18 protein-coding genes are annotated in these 19612 nt (G+C 70.9%); 12 read left to right on the top strand and 6 right to left on the bottom strand.

Features of this window, described 5'->3' with window-relative positions:
- Positions 1-104 precede the first annotated feature (104 nt).
- Positions 105-539, bottom strand: coding sequence for a DUF6196 family protein (locus OG966_RS16155; protein ID WP_326650341.1), 435 nt, complete (start codon positions 537-539; stop codon positions 105-107).
- A gap of 45 nt (positions 540-584) precedes the next feature.
- The gene (locus OG966_RS16150; RefSeq protein ID WP_326650340.1) at positions 585-1388 is read right to left on the bottom strand and encodes a hypothetical protein; all 804 of its coding nucleotides are present in this window, start codon (positions 1386-1388) and stop codon (positions 585-587) included.
- A 95-nt stretch (positions 1389-1483) separates the two neighbouring features.
- On the opposite strand from OG966_RS16150, the gene OG966_RS16145 reads away from it, so the two are divergent.
- A complete protein-coding gene (locus tag OG966_RS16145) occupies positions 1484-2179 on the top strand; it encodes an aspartate/glutamate racemase family protein (protein WP_326650339.1) in 696 nt (231 codons plus the stop codon).
- Between the two features lie 21 nt (positions 2180-2200).
- Here the strand turns inward: OG966_RS16145 and OG966_RS16140 are convergent, their stop codons facing one another.
- Positions 2201-3406: a cytochrome P450 family protein gene (locus OG966_RS16140; protein WP_326655235.1), complete on the bottom strand. Its 1206-nt coding sequence runs from the start codon at positions 3404-3406 to the stop codon at positions 2201-2203.
- Between the two features lie 393 nt (positions 3407-3799).
- Here OG966_RS16140 and OG966_RS16135 point away from each other — a divergent pair, with 393 nt between their 5' ends.
- From OG966_RS16135 to OG966_RS16110, 6 genes are all read left to right on the top strand, one after another.
- Positions 3800-4870 (top strand): GNAT family N-acetyltransferase, encoded by a 1071-nt coding sequence (locus tag OG966_RS16135; RefSeq protein WP_326655234.1) that lies wholly within the window; start codon positions 3800-3802, stop codon positions 4868-4870.
- A gap of 88 nt (positions 4871-4958) precedes the next feature.
- The gene (locus OG966_RS16130; protein ID WP_442806808.1) at positions 4959-6461 is read left to right on the top strand and encodes a glycosyltransferase family 2 protein; all 1503 of its coding nucleotides are present in this window, start codon (positions 4959-4961) and stop codon (positions 6459-6461) included.
- Positions 6462-6478: 17 nt separating this feature from the next.
- Positions 6479-7270, top strand: coding sequence for a polysaccharide deacetylase family protein (locus OG966_RS16125; RefSeq protein ID WP_326650336.1), 792 nt, complete (start codon positions 6479-6481; stop codon positions 7268-7270).
- Positions 7271-7387: 117 nt separating this feature from the next.
- Complete coding sequence (locus OG966_RS16120) at positions 7388-9331, top strand: hypothetical protein (RefSeq protein ID WP_326650335.1); 1944 nt, start codon at positions 7388-7390, stop codon at positions 9329-9331.
- Positions 9328-9726 (top strand): hypothetical protein, encoded by a 399-nt coding sequence (locus OG966_RS16115; protein ID WP_326650334.1) that lies wholly within the window; start codon positions 9328-9330, stop codon positions 9724-9726. Before OG966_RS16120 ends, OG966_RS16115 begins: the two co-directional genes overlap by 4 nt.
- Positions 9726-10865, top strand: coding sequence for a glycoside hydrolase family 26 protein (locus tag OG966_RS16110; protein ID WP_326650333.1), 1140 nt, complete (start codon positions 9726-9728; stop codon positions 10863-10865). The genes OG966_RS16115 and OG966_RS16110 overlap by 1 nt, the downstream gene beginning before the upstream one ends.
- Here the strand turns inward: OG966_RS16110 and OG966_RS16105 are convergent.
- The 3 genes from OG966_RS16105 to OG966_RS16095 form a co-directional block, all read right to left on the bottom strand.
- Positions 10840-13068 (bottom strand): lipopolysaccharide biosynthesis protein, encoded by a 2229-nt coding sequence (locus tag OG966_RS16105; RefSeq protein ID WP_442806713.1) that lies wholly within the window; start codon positions 13066-13068, stop codon positions 10840-10842. The two genes, OG966_RS16110 and OG966_RS16105, sit on opposite strands and share 26 nt — an antisense overlap.
- Positions 13061-14239: a DegT/DnrJ/EryC1/StrS family aminotransferase gene (locus OG966_RS16100; protein WP_326655231.1), complete on the bottom strand. Its 1179-nt coding sequence runs from the start codon at positions 14237-14239 to the stop codon at positions 13061-13063. Before OG966_RS16100 ends, OG966_RS16105 begins: the two co-directional genes overlap by 8 nt.
- Before the next feature lie 174 nt (positions 14240-14413).
- Positions 14414-15322, bottom strand: a complete 909-nt coding sequence (locus OG966_RS16095) for an RNA polymerase sigma factor SigF (RefSeq protein ID WP_406733858.1) — start codon at positions 15320-15322, stop codon at positions 14414-14416.
- Positions 15323-15638: 316 nt separating this feature from the next.
- Between OG966_RS16095 and OG966_RS16090 the strand changes: the two genes are divergently transcribed.
- From OG966_RS16090 to OG966_RS16070, 5 genes are all read left to right on the top strand, one after another.
- Positions 15639-16007: an STAS domain-containing protein gene (locus OG966_RS16090; protein WP_326650331.1), complete on the top strand. Its 369-nt coding sequence runs from the start codon at positions 15639-15641 to the stop codon at positions 16005-16007.
- A gap of 155 nt (positions 16008-16162) precedes the next feature.
- On the top strand, positions 16163-16648 hold the full coding sequence (locus tag OG966_RS16085) for an ATP-binding protein (protein ID WP_326650329.1): 486 nt from the start codon (positions 16163-16165) through the stop codon (positions 16646-16648).
- Between the two features lie 175 nt (positions 16649-16823).
- Positions 16824-17516 (top strand): peptidase, encoded by a 693-nt coding sequence (locus OG966_RS16080; RefSeq protein ID WP_326650328.1) that lies wholly within the window; start codon positions 16824-16826, stop codon positions 17514-17516.
- A gap of 3 nt (positions 17517-17519) precedes the next feature.
- The gene (locus tag OG966_RS16075) at positions 17520-18443 is read left to right on the top strand and encodes a COG1470 family protein (RefSeq protein ID WP_326650327.1); all 924 of its coding nucleotides are present in this window, start codon (positions 17520-17522) and stop codon (positions 18441-18443) included.
- Positions 18440-19603 carry a hypothetical protein gene (locus OG966_RS16070; RefSeq protein WP_326650325.1) on the top strand — a complete coding sequence of 388 codons (1164 nt, stop codon included), beginning with the start codon at positions 18440-18442 and terminating at the stop codon, positions 19601-19603. The genes OG966_RS16075 and OG966_RS16070 overlap by 4 nt, the downstream gene beginning before the upstream one ends.
- Positions 19604-19612 lie beyond the last annotated feature (9 nt).

Raw genomic sequence — 19612 nt, 5'->3', positions numbered from 1 at the left:
TGTTCAGAGACTACGGCCGGGGCCCCGCAACAGCGCGCACGATCAGCGTGCGCCGGTTGACAGCTCGCCGGGATGTGGAAACTGCGGCCCCGGTGCAAGAACACTCAGGCCGCGCGGAGTTCGGCGATCACCTTGATGGCCTCGGCGGTCAGGTCGGCCGGGCACCCCCAGTAGTCGTAGATGCCGCCACGGCCACGGTTGCTGCCGCAGACGACGAAGACCCCCGTGCCCAGCCGCGCTTTGAGACGAGTGGCCAACCAGCCGACGAATCCGCTGTTGTCCGTGGCGTCGGGGAAGTGGAAGGAGAAGATCCCGAACCGTTCGGCATCACCACCGTCCGACGGGGCGGGAACCAGGCGGCACCAGCTGTCGGCGTCACGGACCATCGCCAATGTGTCGGCCGTGAGAGCCGGAGGCCGGTCGGCCGGGAACTCCTCGAAGGACCAGAGCCCCTCATGGACCATGAAGTCGGCCTCCGAGACCACGCGTTGGAGACGTTCTTCGGTCTGCTGGGCGGTCTCGACACTGACACTGACCACGAGCGTGCTCCTCGATGCCTGGGATTCCTGCCGCGGAACCGAAGGCTAACTCCCCTTGTCCGAGGGCCCGGTGTCCGCCGTGCCCGCCGGTCCGGTGCCCGCCGCGCCCGCCGGCCCGGCACCCGCCGCGTCCGTCGGCCCCGTGCCCTCAGGGGGCGGGCCGTCGGCCGGCGTCTCCGCGGCATGTTCGAGACGCGCGTTCATGATCAGCACGACGCCCCCGCCCAGCGACCACACCCCCAGCAGCAGCGGCGTCAGCCACGCGGTCAACGGCCCCGCCAGCGACACCACCGCCACCACGAAGCCCGCCCAGCCGAGCCACGCCGGGATCGTCCGGGTCTGCTGGCCCGCGCGCCAGAGCGCGAACAGCATCACCGCCGCCCCCGCCATCGCCGCGATCATCGCTCCGTACGCCACGTTCAGCAGCAGGAACGCGAGCAGCGCGGTCTCCGGGAGCACTGGGAACGCCGCGGAGTGGTTCGCCGTGATGCCGAAGATGTTCCCGGCGACCGCCCCGACCATGAGCAGTGCGGTGAAGGCCGTGCCGCCCACCAGCACCAGGTGGGAGCGGTTGCCGGCCAGCCGGGCGAGGGCGACCACGAAGAACAGGAAGAGCAGGCCCGACACCAGAAGTACCAGGGCCGTGGCCTCCGACAGGCCCTGATTGCTGTCGTCGATGTAGTAGAAGAAGACGCGCCTGAGCGCGCCGCTTCCCCTGGTGTCCGGTGTGCCCATCCACAGAGCCTGCCCGGCGATCAGCAGCGCTCCGGCCACCAGCCCGGCTATCCCGGACCAGAGGTCCCTGTGCTGAGCGGGCAGGGCAGGTTCTGTTCCTTGCGACGCCATCATTGTTGCCTCCCACGGGGTATCCCCGAGAAAGGGTCTTTGTCCCATTTTCTCACTGACGGCCGAGTCGGCACGGCGGGGCGTGACAGAGTGAGCCGATGAGGACCATAGGGCTGATCGGCGGAATGAGCTGGGAATCCAGCGCCGAGTACTACCGGCTGCTCAACGAGCTGGTACGGGAACGCCTCGGCGGGCTGCACTCCGCCAAGTGCGTTCTCCACTCCGTCGACTTCGCCGAGGTCGAGGAGCTCCAGGTCGCGGGGGAGTGGGAGCGCGCCGGTGAGATCCTCGCCGAGGCCGCACAGGGGCTCCAGGCCGCGGGCGCGGACCTCTTGCTGATCTGTACGAACACCATGCACAAGGTCGCGGGACAGGTGGAGGCCGCCGTCTCCGTCCCGCTGCTGCATCTCGCGGACGCCACCGCCGATGCCGTACGCGCGCAGGGGCTCAGCCGGGTCGGGCTGCTCGGAACCGCGTTCACCATGGAGCAGGACTTCTACCGGGACCGGCTGGCCGGACACGGACTCGAGGTGCTCACGCCCGACACGGAAGGGCGTGCCCTGGTGCACCGGGTGATCTACGAGGAGCTGTGCCGCGGAGTCGTACGGGACGAGTCCCGAGCCGCCTATCGGGACGTCATCGGCCAACTCGTCGCCGCCGGCGCGGAGGGCGTCGTACTGGGGTGCACCGAGATCGAGTTGCTCATCGGGGAGAAGGACAGCCCGGTGCCGGTGTTTCCGACGACCCGGCTGCATGCCGAGGCGGCCGTGGCCGCCGCTCTGGGCGGGCACTGACGCCCGCCCGGAGCATGCGCCTCAGGCCCGGGGCCGTACCGGCAACTCCCGCACGCTGTTGCCCACAAAGCTCGCGTGCCTGCGCAACTCCGCCTCCGGGACCGCCAGATCCAGCTCCGGGAAGCGCGTGAACAGCCGCTCCAGCGCGATCGTCGCCTCCATCCGCGCCAGCGGCGAACCCAGGCAGTAGTGCGGGCCGTGGCCCAGCGACAGATGCCGGGCGCCGCCGGTCCTGGTGATGTCGAAACGGTCCGCGTCAGGGCCGTGCGCCGACTTGTCACGACCGGCTGCCGAGTAACCGGCAAGCACCGGAGTGCCCTTGGGGATCACCGTTCCGCCGACCGTAAGATCCCGGGTCGGATAGCGGAACGGGAAGTAGCTGACCGGGCTGTCCCAGCGCAGCGTCTCCTCGACCACGTCCGACCAGGTCGCCTTGCCGGACTGCACCAGTTCCAGCTGGTCCCGGTGGGCGCACACCGCGCGTACGGCATTGGTGATCAGGTTCAGCGTCGTCTCGTGCCCGGCGATGATCATCAGCAGCAGGGTGCCGATCAGTTCGTGCCGGCTGAGCCTGTCGCCGTCCTCCTCGCGGGCCGCGATCAGCGCGCTGGTCAGATCGTCGCCCGGGTTCTCCATACGGGTCGCGGCGACCGTCCCGAGCACCGCCACCAGCTCGCGGTTCGCGTCCATCGCCTCCTCCGGGCCGATGGACGTGTTCACCACCTGGTTCGACAGATGGTGCAGCCGGTCCTGGTGCTCGGCGTCCACGCCGAGGAGTTCGCAGATCACCCCCATCGGCAGGGGCAGTGCGAAGTGTGTCCGCAGATCGGCGACGCCCCCGCCCGCGGCGGCCGCCTCGCCCAGGCCGTCGAGGAGCTGTGCCGTCACCGTCTCGATCCGCGGCCTCAGCTCCCCCACCCGGCGGGCCGTGAACGCCTTGCTCACCAGCGAGCGCAGCCGCCGGTGGTCCGCGTCGTCGGCGGTGGTCATTCCTTGCACCGTCGCGAAGGTCTTCAGCGGCCAGCCGTCGGGTATCTCCCCGTCGCGCAGCGCGGTGAAGTGCGCCGCTCCCTTCGCTACGTCGGGATGGGCGAGGAACTCCTTGAGCGCGGCATGGCCGAGCACCGCCATGCCCGCCACTTCGCCGGGGAGCACGACCGGTGCGACCGCGCCCCCGGCGAGCAGCCGGGCGTTGTCCGCGTGCGGGCAGCCTCCGGCCGGGTCCATCCGGTGCGCGGTGTCACGTGAGGTGGTCAACTGGGCTCTCCTGACTGCGGCATGCGATCCAGCCGGCCAGTGCGGCTGAGACGGCCGCGATCACCGCGACGCAGGGCCGGGATCCGGATCCGTACACGTCGAACGCCCCTGAGTGACCGGGAGCATTCAGATAGTACGAGCTGCCGGCCTTGTTCGAATACGGGTCGTTCAACTCCTGCCGGAGTGCTGAATAGTCGATTCCGGCACTCGAACACCTCGCGTATCCCCTTTTCTTACTCCTTCACGGAACGGTCACAAGAAGTGCGATGCTCCCTACCCTGTCGGGATATGGGCCGGTAGCGTCCTGTCCTGGGGAAAAGCTCATGGGGAGGGACCGGGGGGGTCGAGTTGAGCGGTGTACGCATTCGTGTCGTGAAACCGGACGAGCTGGGCGAGAGAGAGATCGAGGCCTGGCGGGAGCTGCGCGCCAAGACCGGCGCACCCGCCAATCCGTTCATGGAGCCGGAGTTCACCCTCACCGTCGGCCGCGTGCGGCCCGCGGCCAGGGTGGCGGTGCTGTGGGAGGACAGGGAGCCCGTCGGCTTCTTTCCGTACGAACGAGGGCCACTGGGCCACGGACGCGCGATCGGTCTGGGGGTCTCCGACTGCCAGGGCGCCGTGCTCCGCTCCGGCCTCACCATCGCGCCCCGTGAGCTGCTGCGCGCCTGCGGGCTGTCGGCGTGGGAATTCGACAACCTCGAGGCGAGCCAGGGCATGTTCGTGCCTGATGCCGCAGAGGAATACGCCTCTCCCGTGATCGACATCGGCGCGGGATACCCGGCGTACGAGGAGGTCCTGCGCGCGCAGTCGCCCAAGTTCCTCAAGACCACCCTGGCCAAGGAACGCCGGCTGGGGCGGCAGGCGGGCCAGGTGCGGTTCGTCTTCGACGAGCGCGACCCGGCCGCGCTGCGTGCGCTCATGGAGTGGAAATCCGCGCAGTACCGCAGGACCGGCCGCCGGGACCGCTTCGCACAGGAGTGGATCAACACCCTGGTCCGGCTGCTGCACGCGACACGCACGTCCGGCTGCTCCGGAGTGCTGTCCGTGCTGTATGTCGCCGACCGGCCCGTCGCCGCACACTTCGGGCTGCGCTCGCGCACCGTGCTGTCCTGCTGGTTCCCGGCGTACGACGTCGAGTTCGCCAAGTACTCGCCGGGTCTGATCCTGCATCTGCGGATGGCGGAGTCCGCCGCCGCCGAGGGCATCGGAATGCTCGACCTGGGGCGCGGGGCCGCCGAGTACAAGGACGCGCTGAAGACCGGTGAGCTACGGGTCCACGAGGGCTCCTCGGCCCTGCCGGGGGCGCGGGCGGCCCTGTACTGGCTGAGCCGCGAACCGTCGCGCCGCGCGCACAGTTTCGTACGCAGCAGGCCGCGGCTGGCCGGATACGCGCAGAAGGCGCTGAACCAGGTCGGCAAGTTGCGGGGCAACTGAACAGCCGGAACATCCGAGCAGGCGGGGGATTCGCATGCCGAGCACACCACAGAGGCCACCGGGACCGCAGAGACAGTGGCCGGCCGAGATCCAGGTGGCCGAGCTGGATCTGGACGGCCTCGACGGCGCCGTCCTGCGGTTCGGACCCGGGCCGGGCGGGGGTCAGCCCGTCCGGGGCGGTGATGTCTACGCACTCGTCCGGCTCCGCGGCAGGCCCGTCGCCACCGTCGTCTGCACCGTCCCGCCCGGGCGGGACCCGGCCGATGTCGTCGCCGCGGCCGCCCGCGCCAAGCTCGCACACGATGTGCCGCCGGCCTCTTGGGCTGCCCACGAGGAATCCACCCACGGCGCGGCAACCCCTCCGGGTGCCCACGAGGAAACCACCCACCGGGCAGCAACCACCAACGCCCCCGGCCCACCTGGGCCACAAGACCCCGCACACGCCCCCGGCCCACCTGGGCCACAAGACCCCGCACACGCCCCCGGCCCACCTGGGCCACAAGACCCCGCACACGCCCCCGGCCCACCTGGGCCACAGGACCCCGCACACGCCCCCGGCCCACCTGGGCCACAGGACCGGGTGACCATCGTCGTCGCAACCCGCGAGCGCGCCGATCAGCTCGCCCGCGCGCTCGATTCGCTGCTCGCCCAGGACCACCCGGACTTCGAGATCGTCGTCGTCGACAACGCGCCCGTCACCAACGCCACCCACGACCTGGTCGAGCACAAATACGGGGAGCGCGTCCGGTACGTCCGTGAGCCCGTACCGGGTCTCGCCGTCGCCCACAACCGCGGGGTCGCCGCCGCCGACGGCGCGGTCATCGCCTTCACCGACGACGACGTCGTCGCCGATCCGCACTGGCTCACCGCGCTGACCGCGCCCTTCGCCGGCGATCCGGGCCTGGGCTGTGCGACAGGGCTGATCCTGCCCGCCCGGCTGCGCACACCCGCGCAGATCCTCCTCGAGAGCCACGGCGGCTTCGCCAAGGGCTTCACACCGCGCCAGTACGACCCGGCACACCCGCCCGCCGGCGAACCGCTCTTCCCGTTCACCGCGGGCAGTTTCGGCTCCGGCGCCAATATGGCCTTCCGCGCCACGGTGCTGCGCGAGATCGGCGGCTTCGACCCCGCCACCGGCACCGGCACTCCGGCCAGGGGCGGCGACGACCTGTACGCCTTCGTCAGCGTCCTCGCCGCCGGGCACCGGCTGCGCTACACCCCCGACGCGCTGGTCTGGCACCACCACCGCGAGAGCTGGCAGGACCTGAAGAACCAGGCGTACGGCTACGGCGCAGGCCTCACCGCGTATCTCACTGCCGTCCTGGTCCGCCGGCCCGCGCTGCTGCCCGCGCTGCTCAGAAAGCTGCCGCGCGGACTCGCGCACGCCCGCTCCATCACCGCACACCGCGACGCGGGCGGCGCAGCGGTGCCCGGGGAGCACGGGGTGCAGAACTATCAGTGGCCGCGCCATCTCTCCCGGCTCGAGCGGCGCGGCATGCTGGCCGGGCCGATCGGGTATGCCAAGGCACGCCGACGAGTACGCGGCGTTCCGCTCCCGTGGGGCAGCAGGCCGCAACGGGACGAACGGTGAGAGGCGCTGGTACGACAATGCCCCGGATCCCCGTACTGCTCTACCACGCAGTGATGGACGAGCCGCCCGACTGGATCGCCGAGTTCACCGTCACGCCACGGGAGTTCGGCGCGCAGTTGGACGCGATCGTGGCCAGCGGCCGCACCCCGGTCACCATCGGCGCGCTCGCGGACCAGCTCGCCGGCCGTGCCCCGGTGCCGTCCCGGCCCGTCGTCCTCACCTTCGACGACGGCTTCGCCGATCTGCCGCGGTCCACCGCCGAGGCGCTCGCCTCACGCGCACTGCCCGCCACCGCGTATCTCACCACCGGGGCCATCACCCCGGGCCGGCGCAGTCTGCTGCCGCCCGCGCCGATGATGACCCTCTCGCAGGCGCCACTGCTGGAGCAGCACGGAATGGAGGTGGGCGCGCACACCGTGACCCACCCGCAGCTGGACACCCTTCCGCCGCAGGCACTCCACCGTGAACTGCGCGAGCCCAAGGGGGTTCTGGAGGACGTCCTCGGCCATCGGGTGACACACCTGGCCTATCCGCACGGCTACAACAGCCGCGCGGTGCGCGAGGCCGCCGCCCGCGCGGGCTATGCGTCGGCGGTCGCGGTGCGGCACGCACTGAGCTCGGACACCGACGAGACGTACCGCATCGCCCGCCTCATACTGCGCCGCAGCCACACCGTCGCGGACGTCGAGGCGTGGATGGACGGTCGCGGCGCGCCGGTCGCGCCGTTCCCCGACTCGCTGCCGACTGTCGGGTGGCGGCTCTACCGGCGGGCCCGCGCGGTCTTGAAGGGCCCGGTCTTCGCGGGGTAGCGGGGGCAGCTGGGCAACCGGGGCAGAGAGCCACGCAAACACGAAATCAGTTCCTATACTTCGCTGAAGGGACAGCGGCGTGACGGCCGCGACCACATCCGTGGGGGGAGTCGCACTGTGCGTCAACGCGTGCCCGCACCGCTCACAGGGCGCAGCTCGCCCTCGCCCGCCCTGGACGCCACCGGCCAGGAATCACCCGGCGACACCGCCCGGCCGCGCACCCGCAGGCCGCCCGACCTGCTGCGACCCGACCTTCTTCTCAGCTGGCTGCCGCTGCTCCTCGGCATCGGCCTCTGGCTGTACGCGCTGCCGCGCATCGGATTCCGCTCCATGGGCGACTACGGCCTCCTCGACCGGCTCCCCGCCGCCTTCTACCTCTCGCTACTGGTTCTGACCTGCGGCTTCCTGCTCAGTCTGCGCCGCGCCGGTACCGCCCCCTGGTGGCCCGCCATCTACTGCGTCGGACTGCTCTTCGCGCTCAAGGCGGCGCCCGCCGTGCTGTACGACTCGGTGCGCTACCCCTGGGCCTCCAAGCACGACGCGGTCATCAACCAGCTGCTGCTCAACGGCGAACTGCGGCCGAACGCCGCCCTGTCGGGCAACATGTCGGCGTACGACCAGTGGCCCGGCTTCTTCTCACTCAACGCCGCCCTGGTGCGCACCTTCGGCGTCCAGGGCGCGACCGCCTACCTCAACTGGGCGCCGATCGTGCTCGGCCTGCTGGTCATGCCGGTGCTGGTCCTGATCTACCGCACCTTCACCGAGGACTGGCGGCTGGTGTGGACAGCCCTGTGGATCTTCCAGGCCGCCAACTGGGTCGGGCAGGACTATCTGGCCCCGCAGGGCTTCGCCTATCTGCTGCATCTGACCGTACTGGCCGTGGTGCTGCGCCATTTCGTACGGCCGGGCTCCGCGGGCAGACTGCGCGACCGTACCTGTCTCGATCCGGTGGCCGCCCCCGTGCCGCCGCCCACCGGGGTGCGCCAGCGGGCCGTCTGCATCGCCATCCTCGCCCCGCTCATCGCCGCGATCAACGCCTCTCACCAGCTCACGCCGGTCATGCTGTGCGTCTCGCTGCTCGGCCTCACCCTCACCCGCCGCTACCGCAACTACGGGCTGCTCGTCGTCGCCGGGCTGCTGATGCTGATCTGGGACCTGACGATGGGGCGGCCGCTGTTCGTCGAGACGCTGAGCACCCTGCGCGACTCGATCGGCGATCTCATGCAGAACTCCCGGGCGGGGTACGCCGGACAGCTCACCGGGCCCGGGCCCGAGCTGGCCGGGCGCGCCAATGTGGTGATGGTGCTTGCGGTCGCGGCTCTTGCCGGGATCGCGGTGGTGACGCGGCGCCGGCTGACCCGGAGCGCGTTGCCGCTGCTGCTGGTGTCTGCCGCTCCCGTACCGATGTTCGCCGTCAACGACTACGGCGGCGAAATGCTGTTCCGCGTCTACCTCTTCGGGCTTCCGGGCGCGGCGTTCTTCGCGGCGGCGGCACTCGTTCCCGCTGTCGTAGGGGCCCGCAGGCCGCTGACCCGGGCCGGTACCGTCCGGCGCCGGATCGCAGCCGTCGCACTGCCGCTGGTGCTGTTGGCGCTGGTCGCGGGCTTCATGCCGTCGTACTACGGCAAGGAGAAGATGTACTACACGCCGCCCGCCGAGACGGCGATGGTCACCCGGACCATCGACCGGGCCGCGGGGGGCACGCTGATTCTTGCCACCACCGGCTCGTTCCCGCAGGCACTGCACCGCTACGACCGGCTGGAGCACTGGTTCTTCGCCGAGCAGGAACTGCCGGAGAACGAGAAGATGCTGAAGGACCCGGCCGGATATCTGGCCAAGGGGATCGCGCGCGGCACCAAGGCGTACGTCATCCTCACCCGGACCCAGGACATCTACACCGCGGGCGAAGGCCTGCTGCCGCCCGGCGGCTTCGCCGCACTGCGCTCGCGCCTGTCGGCGTCACCGCTGTTCAAGGTCGTCGAGGAGCAGCCGTACGGCGTCGTACTCGAATACCGGCCAGGAGACCCACGAGGCTCCCGAAGCGGGGGGATCACCCGATGAAGGTCCATCAGAACCAGCTCAGAGCGGCCGTGGCGGTCTCCGGTTGGGTGGCCCTCGCCGCGACCCTGCTGCCCGGCGGTTCGCCGCTGCGATGGGTACCGGTGCTGCTCTTCGTCTGTTTCGGGCCCGGCTTCGCCATGCTCTATCCGCAGCCCAGCGGACTGCGGTCCGGCGCCCGTCTGGAGGCGTTCGCGCTGGCCGCGCCGATCAGCCTGTCGCTCGGTGTGCTCACCGCCACCTCGCTCTACCTGGTCAGGGCCTTCTCGGCCACCGCCTTCCTGGTGTCGCTGGCCGCCTTCGCGACCATCGTCGCCGCGCTGCCCGGCCTGCCGCTGCCCGCCGCCACTCAGGGCGCCGCCGAGCGGGTCAAACGCAGGCCCGCGGGCGGTGGCTGATGAACGCCCGCCACGCGGGGCCCCGCAAGCGGGCATACACCGCCGTCGTCCTGGTCGCCGTGGCGCTGCTGGTCGCCGGGCTCGGTGTCTGGGCGGGTGACCTCGACGGTACGGCGGGGAAGGGGGACGACGCCCGCTCGGCGGGCCGGGATCTGCCCCGGAACGCGGCGTCCGGCGAGCTGCCGGCCGGGTCCTGCGCACCGGACGAGAAGCTGGTCGCACGGTGCGGGGCCTGGTGGGGCGCCTACATCCCGTACGACCGGAACAGCTCCCTCACGAAACCGGTGCACGCGTTCGAGAAGAAGATCGGCCGCAAGCTGGATCTCGTCTACACGTACCACGACATGTCGGGCGGCAAGGCCGACGGCGAACTGCTCACCGCCGACGAGCAGGAGCTCGGCAGGGACCGCCTGCTGATGCTGGCCTGGGAGTCCACGGTGTGGAAGGAACCGCACCACGCGAACTACACGGAGACCCAGCTCGGCTGGAAGAACATCGCCTCAGGGAAGTACGACGCCGAGATCATCGACCCGCAGATCCGCCGCCTCAAGGCGTACGGCAAGCGGGTCTTCTTCTCCTTCGACCAGGAGGTAGACGCCCGTATCAAGGAGGGCGCGGGTACCCCGGCCGAGTATGTCGCCGCCTACCGGCATCTGCACGACCGGTTCCGGAAGCTGGGCGCCGGCAACGTCGTCTGGGTGTGGACGGTCTCCGGCTATCTGGGCAGCGCCGACGTGATGAAACAGCTCTATCCGGGCGACGACTACGTCGACTGGATCGGCATGGACCAGTACAACTACTTCGGCTGCCACGACACCACCGACTGGAACGACTTCGACGAGACCCAGCGGCCCACCTACGACTGGCTGCTGGAGAACATCTCGGCGAAGAAACCGCTGATGCTGGCGGAGTTCGCCACCGCGCCCGACCCGGCGGACCCGGACCGGCAGCGCGGCTGGTACTCGGCCATCCCCGAAGTCATCGGGACCATGCCGAAGGTGAAGGCGATGGTCCACTGGAACCGGGCGACCTCCGCCGAGGCGAGATGCGACCTCACCGTCAACGAGGGCCCGGCGCTGGAGGGTTACCGGAAGGCGGGCGCCGACCGCTACTTCAAGCAGGCGGTGCCGACCCGCTGACAGCACGCGGGCCGGTGCGGCGGCGCCGTACTGCGGCACCGGCCGCCGCTGCCGCGTACAGGCCGGCGAATCCGGCGAACACCGGCAGCGCGGCGGCCGCCACCGTGTCCTGTGCCGCCCACCCTGCCACCGCCAGCACCCACACCGCGCCCGCCGTGAGCCGCTCGCCCGCGCCCGTCGCGCGCAGCGCCACCGCCGCGAGCCCGAGGCAGAGCACCTGGAGCGCGGCGGGCAGCACGCTCAGGACGCCGGCCGGGCCGTCCAGGCCCGCCGCATCGGCGAGGAAGTCCGCGAACGCTTCGGCCCACGAGCCCGCGGCCGGCTCCGGCCGGATGCCGAGCAGCAGCGGCGAGGTGTGCAGCGCGGCGACCGTCACCAGCAGGGCCGCGCCGGTCAGGGCGGGCCGCGGCCGCTGGAGCGCGACGGCCGCGCAGTACACGACGACCAGCAGGATGCCCGCGGTGAGCGTGACCGGCGGCAGCGCGTCGAGCAGCTCGCCGCCGGACAGCCCGTGCCGGCCGAGGTCCTCGGCGCGGGAGAGCGGAATCCAGAAGAGCGCGGCGGCCAGCCCGAGCCACAGCCACAGCCAGCTGGTCAGCCGGACCTCGTCGCCGTCGGGTGCGGCGGGCCGCTCGTTCGCGGGCTCGTGTACGTACACAGGAATGCCGAGTGCGGGTGTCGCGGTGTCGTGCCCGCCCCGCAGGTACGTGGTCCGGTGCGCCCAGTCGGATCCGAACTCCCGTTCGTCCCGGTCGGCCCGCTCGCGCCGCTCGGCGGCCTTCCGGGCCCAGTTCGTGCCGTACTCGATCTCCTTCCCGGGCCCCCGGTGCAGCAGCCGGCCCAGCCGCGAGGGCTTCGGCTCGCGGCCCGCCAGCGCGGCGCGCAGCCCCGGCGCCGACACCGCGGCCATCAGCGTCATCGAGAGCAGCATCGCCAGGCCCGCTCCGGGGATCCCGACGGTGCCGAGCAGCAGTGCGGCGCTGCCCAGCACCAGCGCGCACATCGCGCCCTGCAACGCCGCGAGCACGCCCGTACGCCCCTGTACGCGCAGCACTCCTATGTACAGCTCGACGGCCACCCGCGGCAGCGCGGCCGCGGCCAGCAGCCGCAGCACCGTGGTGCCGTGCTCGGCGTAGGTGTGGCCGAACGGGGCGAGGATCTGCGGGGCGAGAACGACGAGGAACAGCACGACCGGCACCAGCAGCACGGTCATCCGGCGCAGTGCGCCGCGTACCCCGGCGGCCAGCGTCTCCGGGTTGTGCGAGGCGTGGGCGGTCAGCGAGGAGGCCATGTTGATGGCCATGAACTCCATTGTCCCGCCGACGGTGTACGCGATGTAGAAGTACGCGTTGTGCGCGGCGTCGAAGTGGATCGCGACCATCACCGGCAGCAGATTGATCATCGCCAGCGAGAACAGTGACCCCACCGAGTCACCGGCGAGGAAGCGCCTGATTTCGCGGAGGCTGGGCGGTTCGCGGTCGCTGTCGGCCGCGGCCTGCCGCGGGATGAGCCTGCGGAAGATCAGCCAGCCCAGCGGCAGTACGGACAGGCCGATGGCCGCGGCCCAGGAGACGAAGATGCCGAGGACGGGCATGGCGGTGGCGAAGAGGGCGAGCAGCAGCAGCTTGCCGATGGAGAAGACGGCGTTGCCGACGGGCACCCACACGGCCTTGCGCAGCCCGGTCAGCACCCCGTCCTGGAGGGTCAGCAGCGCCCAGGCGACGCAGGACGCGGTGAAGACCGCGCCCGCCGGGAGTCCGCCGAGAGGCGCGTACGAAGGCCCCCAGAGGTCCAGCGTGAACAGGAACGCCACGGAGGCGAGGCACACCACCAGCGAGCTGGCCGCGTACGCCCGCCACACCAGCGGCCCGGTGGCCCGTCCGGCCCGTGGCACGTACCGCACCACCGCGCCGATCATCGTGGTCGCGGTGATGGAGGCCAGCAGCCGCATCGCGGCGATGGCGGCGGAGCCCTCGCCGACCGACTCCTTGGTGTAGTACCGGGCGGCGACCAGCCAGAAGCCGAGGCCGAGCGCGGCGGAGACGCCGGTGGAGAGCATCAGCGCGTAGGCGTTGCGGAACATGGAGTCACCGCTGGGTGCCGCGCTCACCGGCGCTTCGGCCGCCCCGGACAGGTCCGGGGCGGCGGGCTCGGCCGGCGGCACGGCATCCGACGGCTTGCGCAGCCGGGTGGTGTCAGACACCGTGCTCGCCCTGTGTGGGCGGCGCGGTTTCGGCTCTTCCGGGCGGTCGGGCGGGCCGTGCGCGCAGTTCCGTGAGGACGGATATCACCTGTTCCGCGCGGAGCGGATCGACGGGCAGGGCGTGCCGGGCGAACCAGGCGGCCGGGGCCGGCGCGGGCGAGGGGTCGGTGAAGACCTCGCCGGCGTACGCGTCGAGCGGCGGGTCGTAGAGGTAGCCGACCGTGATCCGGCGGCGGGCGAGTGCGGCGATGGCCGCGTCACGGTCTTCGACCAGCAGCGGCACCCGGAACAGCGGCTGCGCCGGTCCCGGCCGCGGCAGCGCCCACTCGGTGGCGGACAGCCGCCGGGTGCCGGCGAGGTGCGCGGCCAGCCGCTGGTCGAGGCGGGTCAGCAGCCGCTGCGTACGCCGCAGCCGCAGCCCGCCGGGTCTGAGCCGGTAGTCGTGCATGTCCACGCGTATCCAGGAGTGGAAGTCCGCGAGCGCGGGTGCGGCGGACATCGCCTGCTTGAGCTCGCCCGGCCGCAGTTCCATCCGGATGTCCTCGCGCTCCTCGAGACCGAGCAGCCGTTGGGTGGCGCGGGCCGCCCGGACGAGTCGCAGTCCGCGTACACCGGCCTCGGCGTACGGTCGCAGGCCGTAGGAGATCTCCGCCGACAGCCGTGCCGGTTCGAGGAGTTCGTCCCGTGCCCGCTCCAGTGCCGGCCGCAGCGCCGGATCCGCGACAGCGAGGAATCCGCCGGTCTTGGCCCCGGTGTGCTTGGAGAGGCTGAATACGGAGGCGTCACCGAAGGTGCCCACCGGCCGCCGGGCCACCTCGCTGCCGATCGCGTGCGCGGCGTCCTCGATGAGCGGGATCCCCAACTGGTCGCAGCGGGCGCGGAGTTCGGGGACGGGATCTGGATTTCCGTACAGATTGGTGGTGATTACGGCGGACAGCCCGCGCCATACGGAGTCGGGGACGGCGGCCGTGTCGATGGACCCGTCCCCGGCGTTGAGCGGGGCCTGGACGGGCCGCAGTCCGGCGGCGAGCACCACGAAGAAGATGACGTCGTCGTTGACCGGCGACATCAGCACCCGCCCGCCGGGCGGGCACCAGTGGCGCAGTGCCACATAGAGCCCGGTACGGCACGACGGCACGTACAGACATTCCCTGCCCAGACGGCGGCCCATCAGCGCTTCCAGTGGTGCGTACGCCGTAGGGCAGCCCTCCCCAAGAGCCATGTTCGTCCCCCCACCTACCCCTGGCTCAATGTGGACCAATCGGGACTGCCCCGTCAATAACGGGGAAGGGCCCATTCCTTGACGGAATGGGCCCTTCCAACGGCCTGGGCGGCGCGTCCCCGTTCACTCCTCCAGCGTCAGGCCCTTCCGGAGCCTGACCAGCGTGCGGGACAGCAGCCGGGACACATGCATCTGCGAGATTCCGAGCTCCTCGCCGATCTCCGACTGCGTCATATTGGCGACGAAACGCAGGGAGAGGATTTTACGGTCCCGTGGCGGAAGGCTTGCGATCAGCGGCTTCAGCGACTCGACGTACTCGATGCCCTCGAGTCCGTGATCCTCGTAGCCGATGCGGTCCGCGAGCGCGCCCTCGGTCTCGTCCTCTTCGGGCTGGGCGTCCAGCGAGCTCGCGGTGTACGCGTTGCTCGCGGCCATGCCCTCGACGACCTCGTCGTTGCTGATGCCGAGCTGCTGCGCCAGTTCGCCGATGGTGGGCGCGCGGTCGAGCTGCTGGGCGAGTTCGTCGCCGGCCTTCGCGAGGTCGAGCCGCAGCTCCTGGAGGCGGCGCGGTACCCGCACGGACCAACTGGTGTCGCGGAAGAATCGCTTGATCTCGCCGACGATGGTCGGCATCGCGAAGGTCGGGAACTCGACGCCGCGGCTGAGTTCGAAGCGGTCGATCGCCTTGATCAGGCCGATCGTGCCGACCTGGATGATGTCCTCCATCGGTTCACTGCGGGAGCGGAACCGGGAGGCGGCGAACTTGACCAGCGCCAGGTTGAGTTCGACGAGAGTGTTACGCACGTAGGCGTACTCGTGCGTGCCCTCCTCGAGGGACTCGAGGCGCCCGAACAGCGTCTTCGACAGGGCGCGCGCGTCCAGGGGCCCCACCTCGTTGAAAGGGGGGATCACCGGGAGTCCGTCCAGCCCGTCCAGCCCGTCCGGGCTCTCCAGGTTCTCGGATTCGATTGCGGGGGTGGGCAGTGCCGACGGCACGGTGGGGGTACGCGATGCGTCGAGCCGGGGTGCCATGGTCTCCTCCATCGTTCTCGGCATATGGCCGCCGATGCCAATACCTGTCTGCTGCGGTGAGCGGCGCCTCCAAAGCCGGCCGTGTCGGTTGTGTCTTTACTAGGCCTACCCGGTCGGCATGGACAGTTGCAAGTGTCATATGTCCTATGTGTCGGATTTGGTAGAGAGTTCGGCTACCCGTCGGCGTACTAAAGGCGTACTGTTCGTCGGGCGTCCGCGCCGTCCACCGACGGTGCTCGACGCAGGGAACGGCACTCCGATGACATGACGGCGACGCGGCGTACGACGCAGCGCGACACGGCGAAGAGGGACGGGCATGGACCGCGGGACGGTCGGCAGTGCGAACCTGGGCCGGCTTCAGGTCGAGGTTCGGACCGAAGGTCACAGCGAGGTGGTGAAACCGGCGGGTGAGTTGGATCACCACACGGCCGAATTGTTGCGCACGCCACTGGACGAAGCGCTCGATCAGGGCCGGGTACGACTGGTCATCGACTGTTCGGAGCTCGAGTTCTGCGACTCCACCGGGCTCAATGTGCTGCTCGGCGCGCGGTTGAAGGCCGAGGCGGCCGGGGGCGGGGTCCATCTGGCCGGGATGCTGCCCGTGGTGGCCAGGGTTTTCGAGATCACCGGAGCAGAGGCGGTCTTCACGGTGCATGATTCCCTCGAAGCGGCCCTCTCCGGCTGATCGTCCCCCCTGTTGTCCGCATCACGCGCGCCGCGTAGGCGTGGTAGGTGTTGTCATCATTCGGCAGGGCAGGAGAACCCCGCGGAAGGTTGATAACTCAGCACTCTGTGTAGTCATGTCATGGCAAATCGGTGAATCGGTGAGGTGAAGCGCTGATGAGCACCACCCGGCAGCAACCGCCGGGCGACGCCGGCCCCGAGCCGAACGGCGCCGGCCCTGCCTCCCGGGCACCCGGCGCGGTGCGCAGTGTTGCCCTGGGCAGCGCCAGCGGCATCGTTCCGCTGGCCCGCGATTTCACCCGTCAGGCGCTGCGCGACTGGGGCTGGCTGCCCGCCGCCAGCGCCGACCGGCGGGCGGCGGCGGAGGATGTGCTGCTGGTCGTGTCCGAACTGGTCACCAACGCCTGCCTGCACGCCGAGGGCCCGGAAGAGCTGAAAGTCCGCTGCGACGGGAAAGTGCTGCGCCTGGAGGTCTCCGACCGCGGCGCGGGCCAGCCCTCCCCGCGTACCCCGCACCGGGCCGGACGGCCCGGCGGACACGGGATGTTCATCGTCCAACGTCTCTGCCTGGACTGGGGAGTTGTACGAGTGCCCGGCGCGCCGGGCAAGACGGTCTGGGCGGAGCTCGCCGCACCGTCCTAGCTCGCCGCGCGGCGGTCCACGACAGGTTTTGAATCTCTTGTAGAGCACGTCAATACGGCGTGCTCTTTGTCTTCCCTCCCCAAGGTCCCAGGCGTACCTTGAGCGCCCGATCTGATGTGTCGTCAGTAACTTCGGGGACATCCGGCAGTAACTTCCGGCATGAGGGGAACTCGAGGTGTCGTACCAGAAGCGGACAGCTCTCTCGCTGGCAGCAGCGGTGGCGGGCTCGGTGGTGCTGATGGCCGCCCCTGCCGCCCATGCCAGTGTCGTTGACGTCGACTACCAGTGTCAGACCCCGATCGGGCCAAAAGGCGCGGTCTCGCCGATCGACATCAAGAGCGTCAGGAGCGGTGCCGGCTACCGGCTGACGATGTCCTTCCAGAAGGGCGTCTCCTCCAGCCCGGTGGAGCTCGGCAAGGGCGCGATGAAGCCGAGCGCGCTGATCAGGCTGGGAGGCGCGGAGGAAGGTTCGGTCGCGGTCTCCGGGCCCGCTAACGAGGCGGCGATCCCGGCCAACACCCCCATCAAGATCAATGACTTGACGGGGACGTACACCCCGAAGAAGAGCGGCAGGGCCACCTTCACCGCGGGAGTGCTTACGATCAAGGCGCTCGGTACGACGACGACGTGCACGCCCAGGAACAACCCCAAGCCCTCGCTGGAACTCGACGTCAAGGCCGCGGGCGGCGGTTCGGGCGACGGCAGTTCCGACGGCGGCATGCAGAACGCCCAGTCGGGCGGCGAACTCCCCAAGACCGGCCCGCTCGACTCGGCCCTCGCGCTCGGCACGCTCGGCGGGACGGTCCTGCTGGCCGGGGCGGCCGGGGTGCTGTGGCTGACCCGGCGCGGACAGCGCACCGCGAGCTGACCCGTGCACGTGCGCTCATGCCTCGCCGCCGTCGCCGCGCTGCTGTGTGCGCTCTGCGTGCTGTGTGCCCCTGCCGCGTGGGCGTCCGACGAACCGACGTGGACGGCGGAACCGGCGGCGGGCGGTGGCAGACGGTACGTCTATATGGAGGGCGTGCCCGGCACCGTCCTCGAGGACAAGCTGTCCGTGACGAACCGGGGCGCGAAACCGCTCGCCGTGCGGCTCCGGTCCGCCGACCTGATCAACACCGCGGGCGGTGCGCCCGCGGTACGGGGCGCGCGGCGCTCCAGTGCCGCGGGCACCTGGATCACGCTCGCCGCGAACCGGCTGACGGTCCCGCCACGTACGAGGGCGGAGGTCCCCTTCTCGGTCACGGTCCCTGCGGGCGCGCTCCCCGGAGACCACCCGGGTGCGGTCGTGGTGGAGTCCGGCGACCGTGAGGCGGGCGTACGGATCCAGCTGCGCGTGAGCGGCCCGACTCTGGCAGCGCTCACGGTCGAGGACGTGTCGGTCTCCCGTGGCGCGATCCGCTACAGCCTGGTGAACCGCGGCAACACGGCCCTGACCCCGCGCCTCGCAGTCCGGGCGGACGGCCTCTTCGGCGAGGTGCTGCGCCGGCCGCCCCGCACGCTCTCGGTGGAGCTGCTGCCCGGTCGGCGCGTATCCCTTGCGGAGAAGTGGCCGGACCCGCCGTCGCTGGACTCCGTGGACGTCCGCGTCCAGGTCACGGCAGAGGGCGCCGCGCGGAGCGAGGCGACGGCATCGGCGACATTCGTTCCGTGGCTGTGGGTGGCGGCGGGGGCAGTGGCGCTGGTGGCAGCGGTCGGCACCACATCCTGGCTGATGTACCGCCGGCATCCTGCGGATCCCGGCCCGACGCCTGAACAGACCAGCAGCGAGGATGAGTTGGCGAGGTCGGGAGCATGACGATGTACGAAGCCGGCGTGCCCGGAGCCGACGTGGCGGAGGGCCGGGGGCTTGTCCCTGATTCAGGGAAGGTGCGGGGTGGGGGAGTCGTCACGGCCGGCGCCCCGAAGACGCTCGTCCTCCCTCCCGTCCTCCTCACCGCCCTGCTCCTCGCCCTGCTCCCTCTGCTGCTCCTGCCCGCACTCCCCGCCTCCGCGGCCGACGCAAAGCCCGAGGTCAAGCTCTCCCGGGCGCAGGCCGGCAAGGGCGGCGACATCACCATCAGCGGCACCGGATGGCGGCCGGGCACGCTCCTCATGATGCTCATCTGCGGGCAGGCTCTGCCCGCCGGAGGCGTGATCGGTGGCACCAACTCCTGCGCCAACTCCGACGGCCGCGCCGTCACCACCGACGCCAAGGGGTCCTTCAGCAAGGAGATGCCGGTCGCGGAGCCGCCCAAGCCCTGCCCCTGCGTGGTGCACGTGGCGACCGTGACCGGTGAACAGACTGTCGTCGATGCCCCGTTCACCGTCGCCGGCCATCCCACCGCGCCGCTGCCGCGGCAGACCGGCGCGGGCAGGCTGGCCGTCCTCGCCGCCGCCCGGCTCGAGGGCGACTCCGGTGTCCTCGTCTTCTTCGGCGCCCCGCCGTCCCGCCGCCTCGAGTTCACCGTCGGCAACCTCGGCTCAGCACCCGTGCGCGACCCTGTGTTCCAGGTCGGCACCGCGCACGGCGTCTTCGCCCCGCAGTGGGAGGAGCAGCAGTGGCGCGGCACCATCGCGCCGGGTCAGAAAGTGCAGGTCAAGCTGCCGGTCCAGCTGTCCGCCGGGGCACACGGCGACTATCAGGTCTCCGTGAAGTACGGCACCAAGGTGCTCGTCGAACAGCCGTGGGGCATCGGCCGGCCGTGGGGCGTCACGATTTTCTGGCTGCTGTTGGCCGTCGTCGTACCGGCCGCCGTCTTCCGTATCGGCATGGCGATCGTGGACCGCCTCCGCCCGCGCGGCAACGGCCGCCACCGCACCGTCCGACTGCCCGCGTTCCGCCGCCCCGGCTCCCGGTCCCGCACGCGGCCTCCCGCGGCGCCGAAGAGCACCACAACCACCACGGCGGCTCTGCCGTGGTTCACACCTGACTCCGCACCGTCAGAGAACCGGTCCACGACGAAGGGACATTCGTGAGCACGCAAC

This window comes from Streptomyces sp. NBC_01750 (assembly GCF_035918095.1).
Lineage (GTDB): Bacteria > Actinomycetota > Actinomycetes > Streptomycetales > Streptomycetaceae > Streptomyces.
This window is presented reverse-complemented; position numbering and strand designations above follow the sequence as displayed.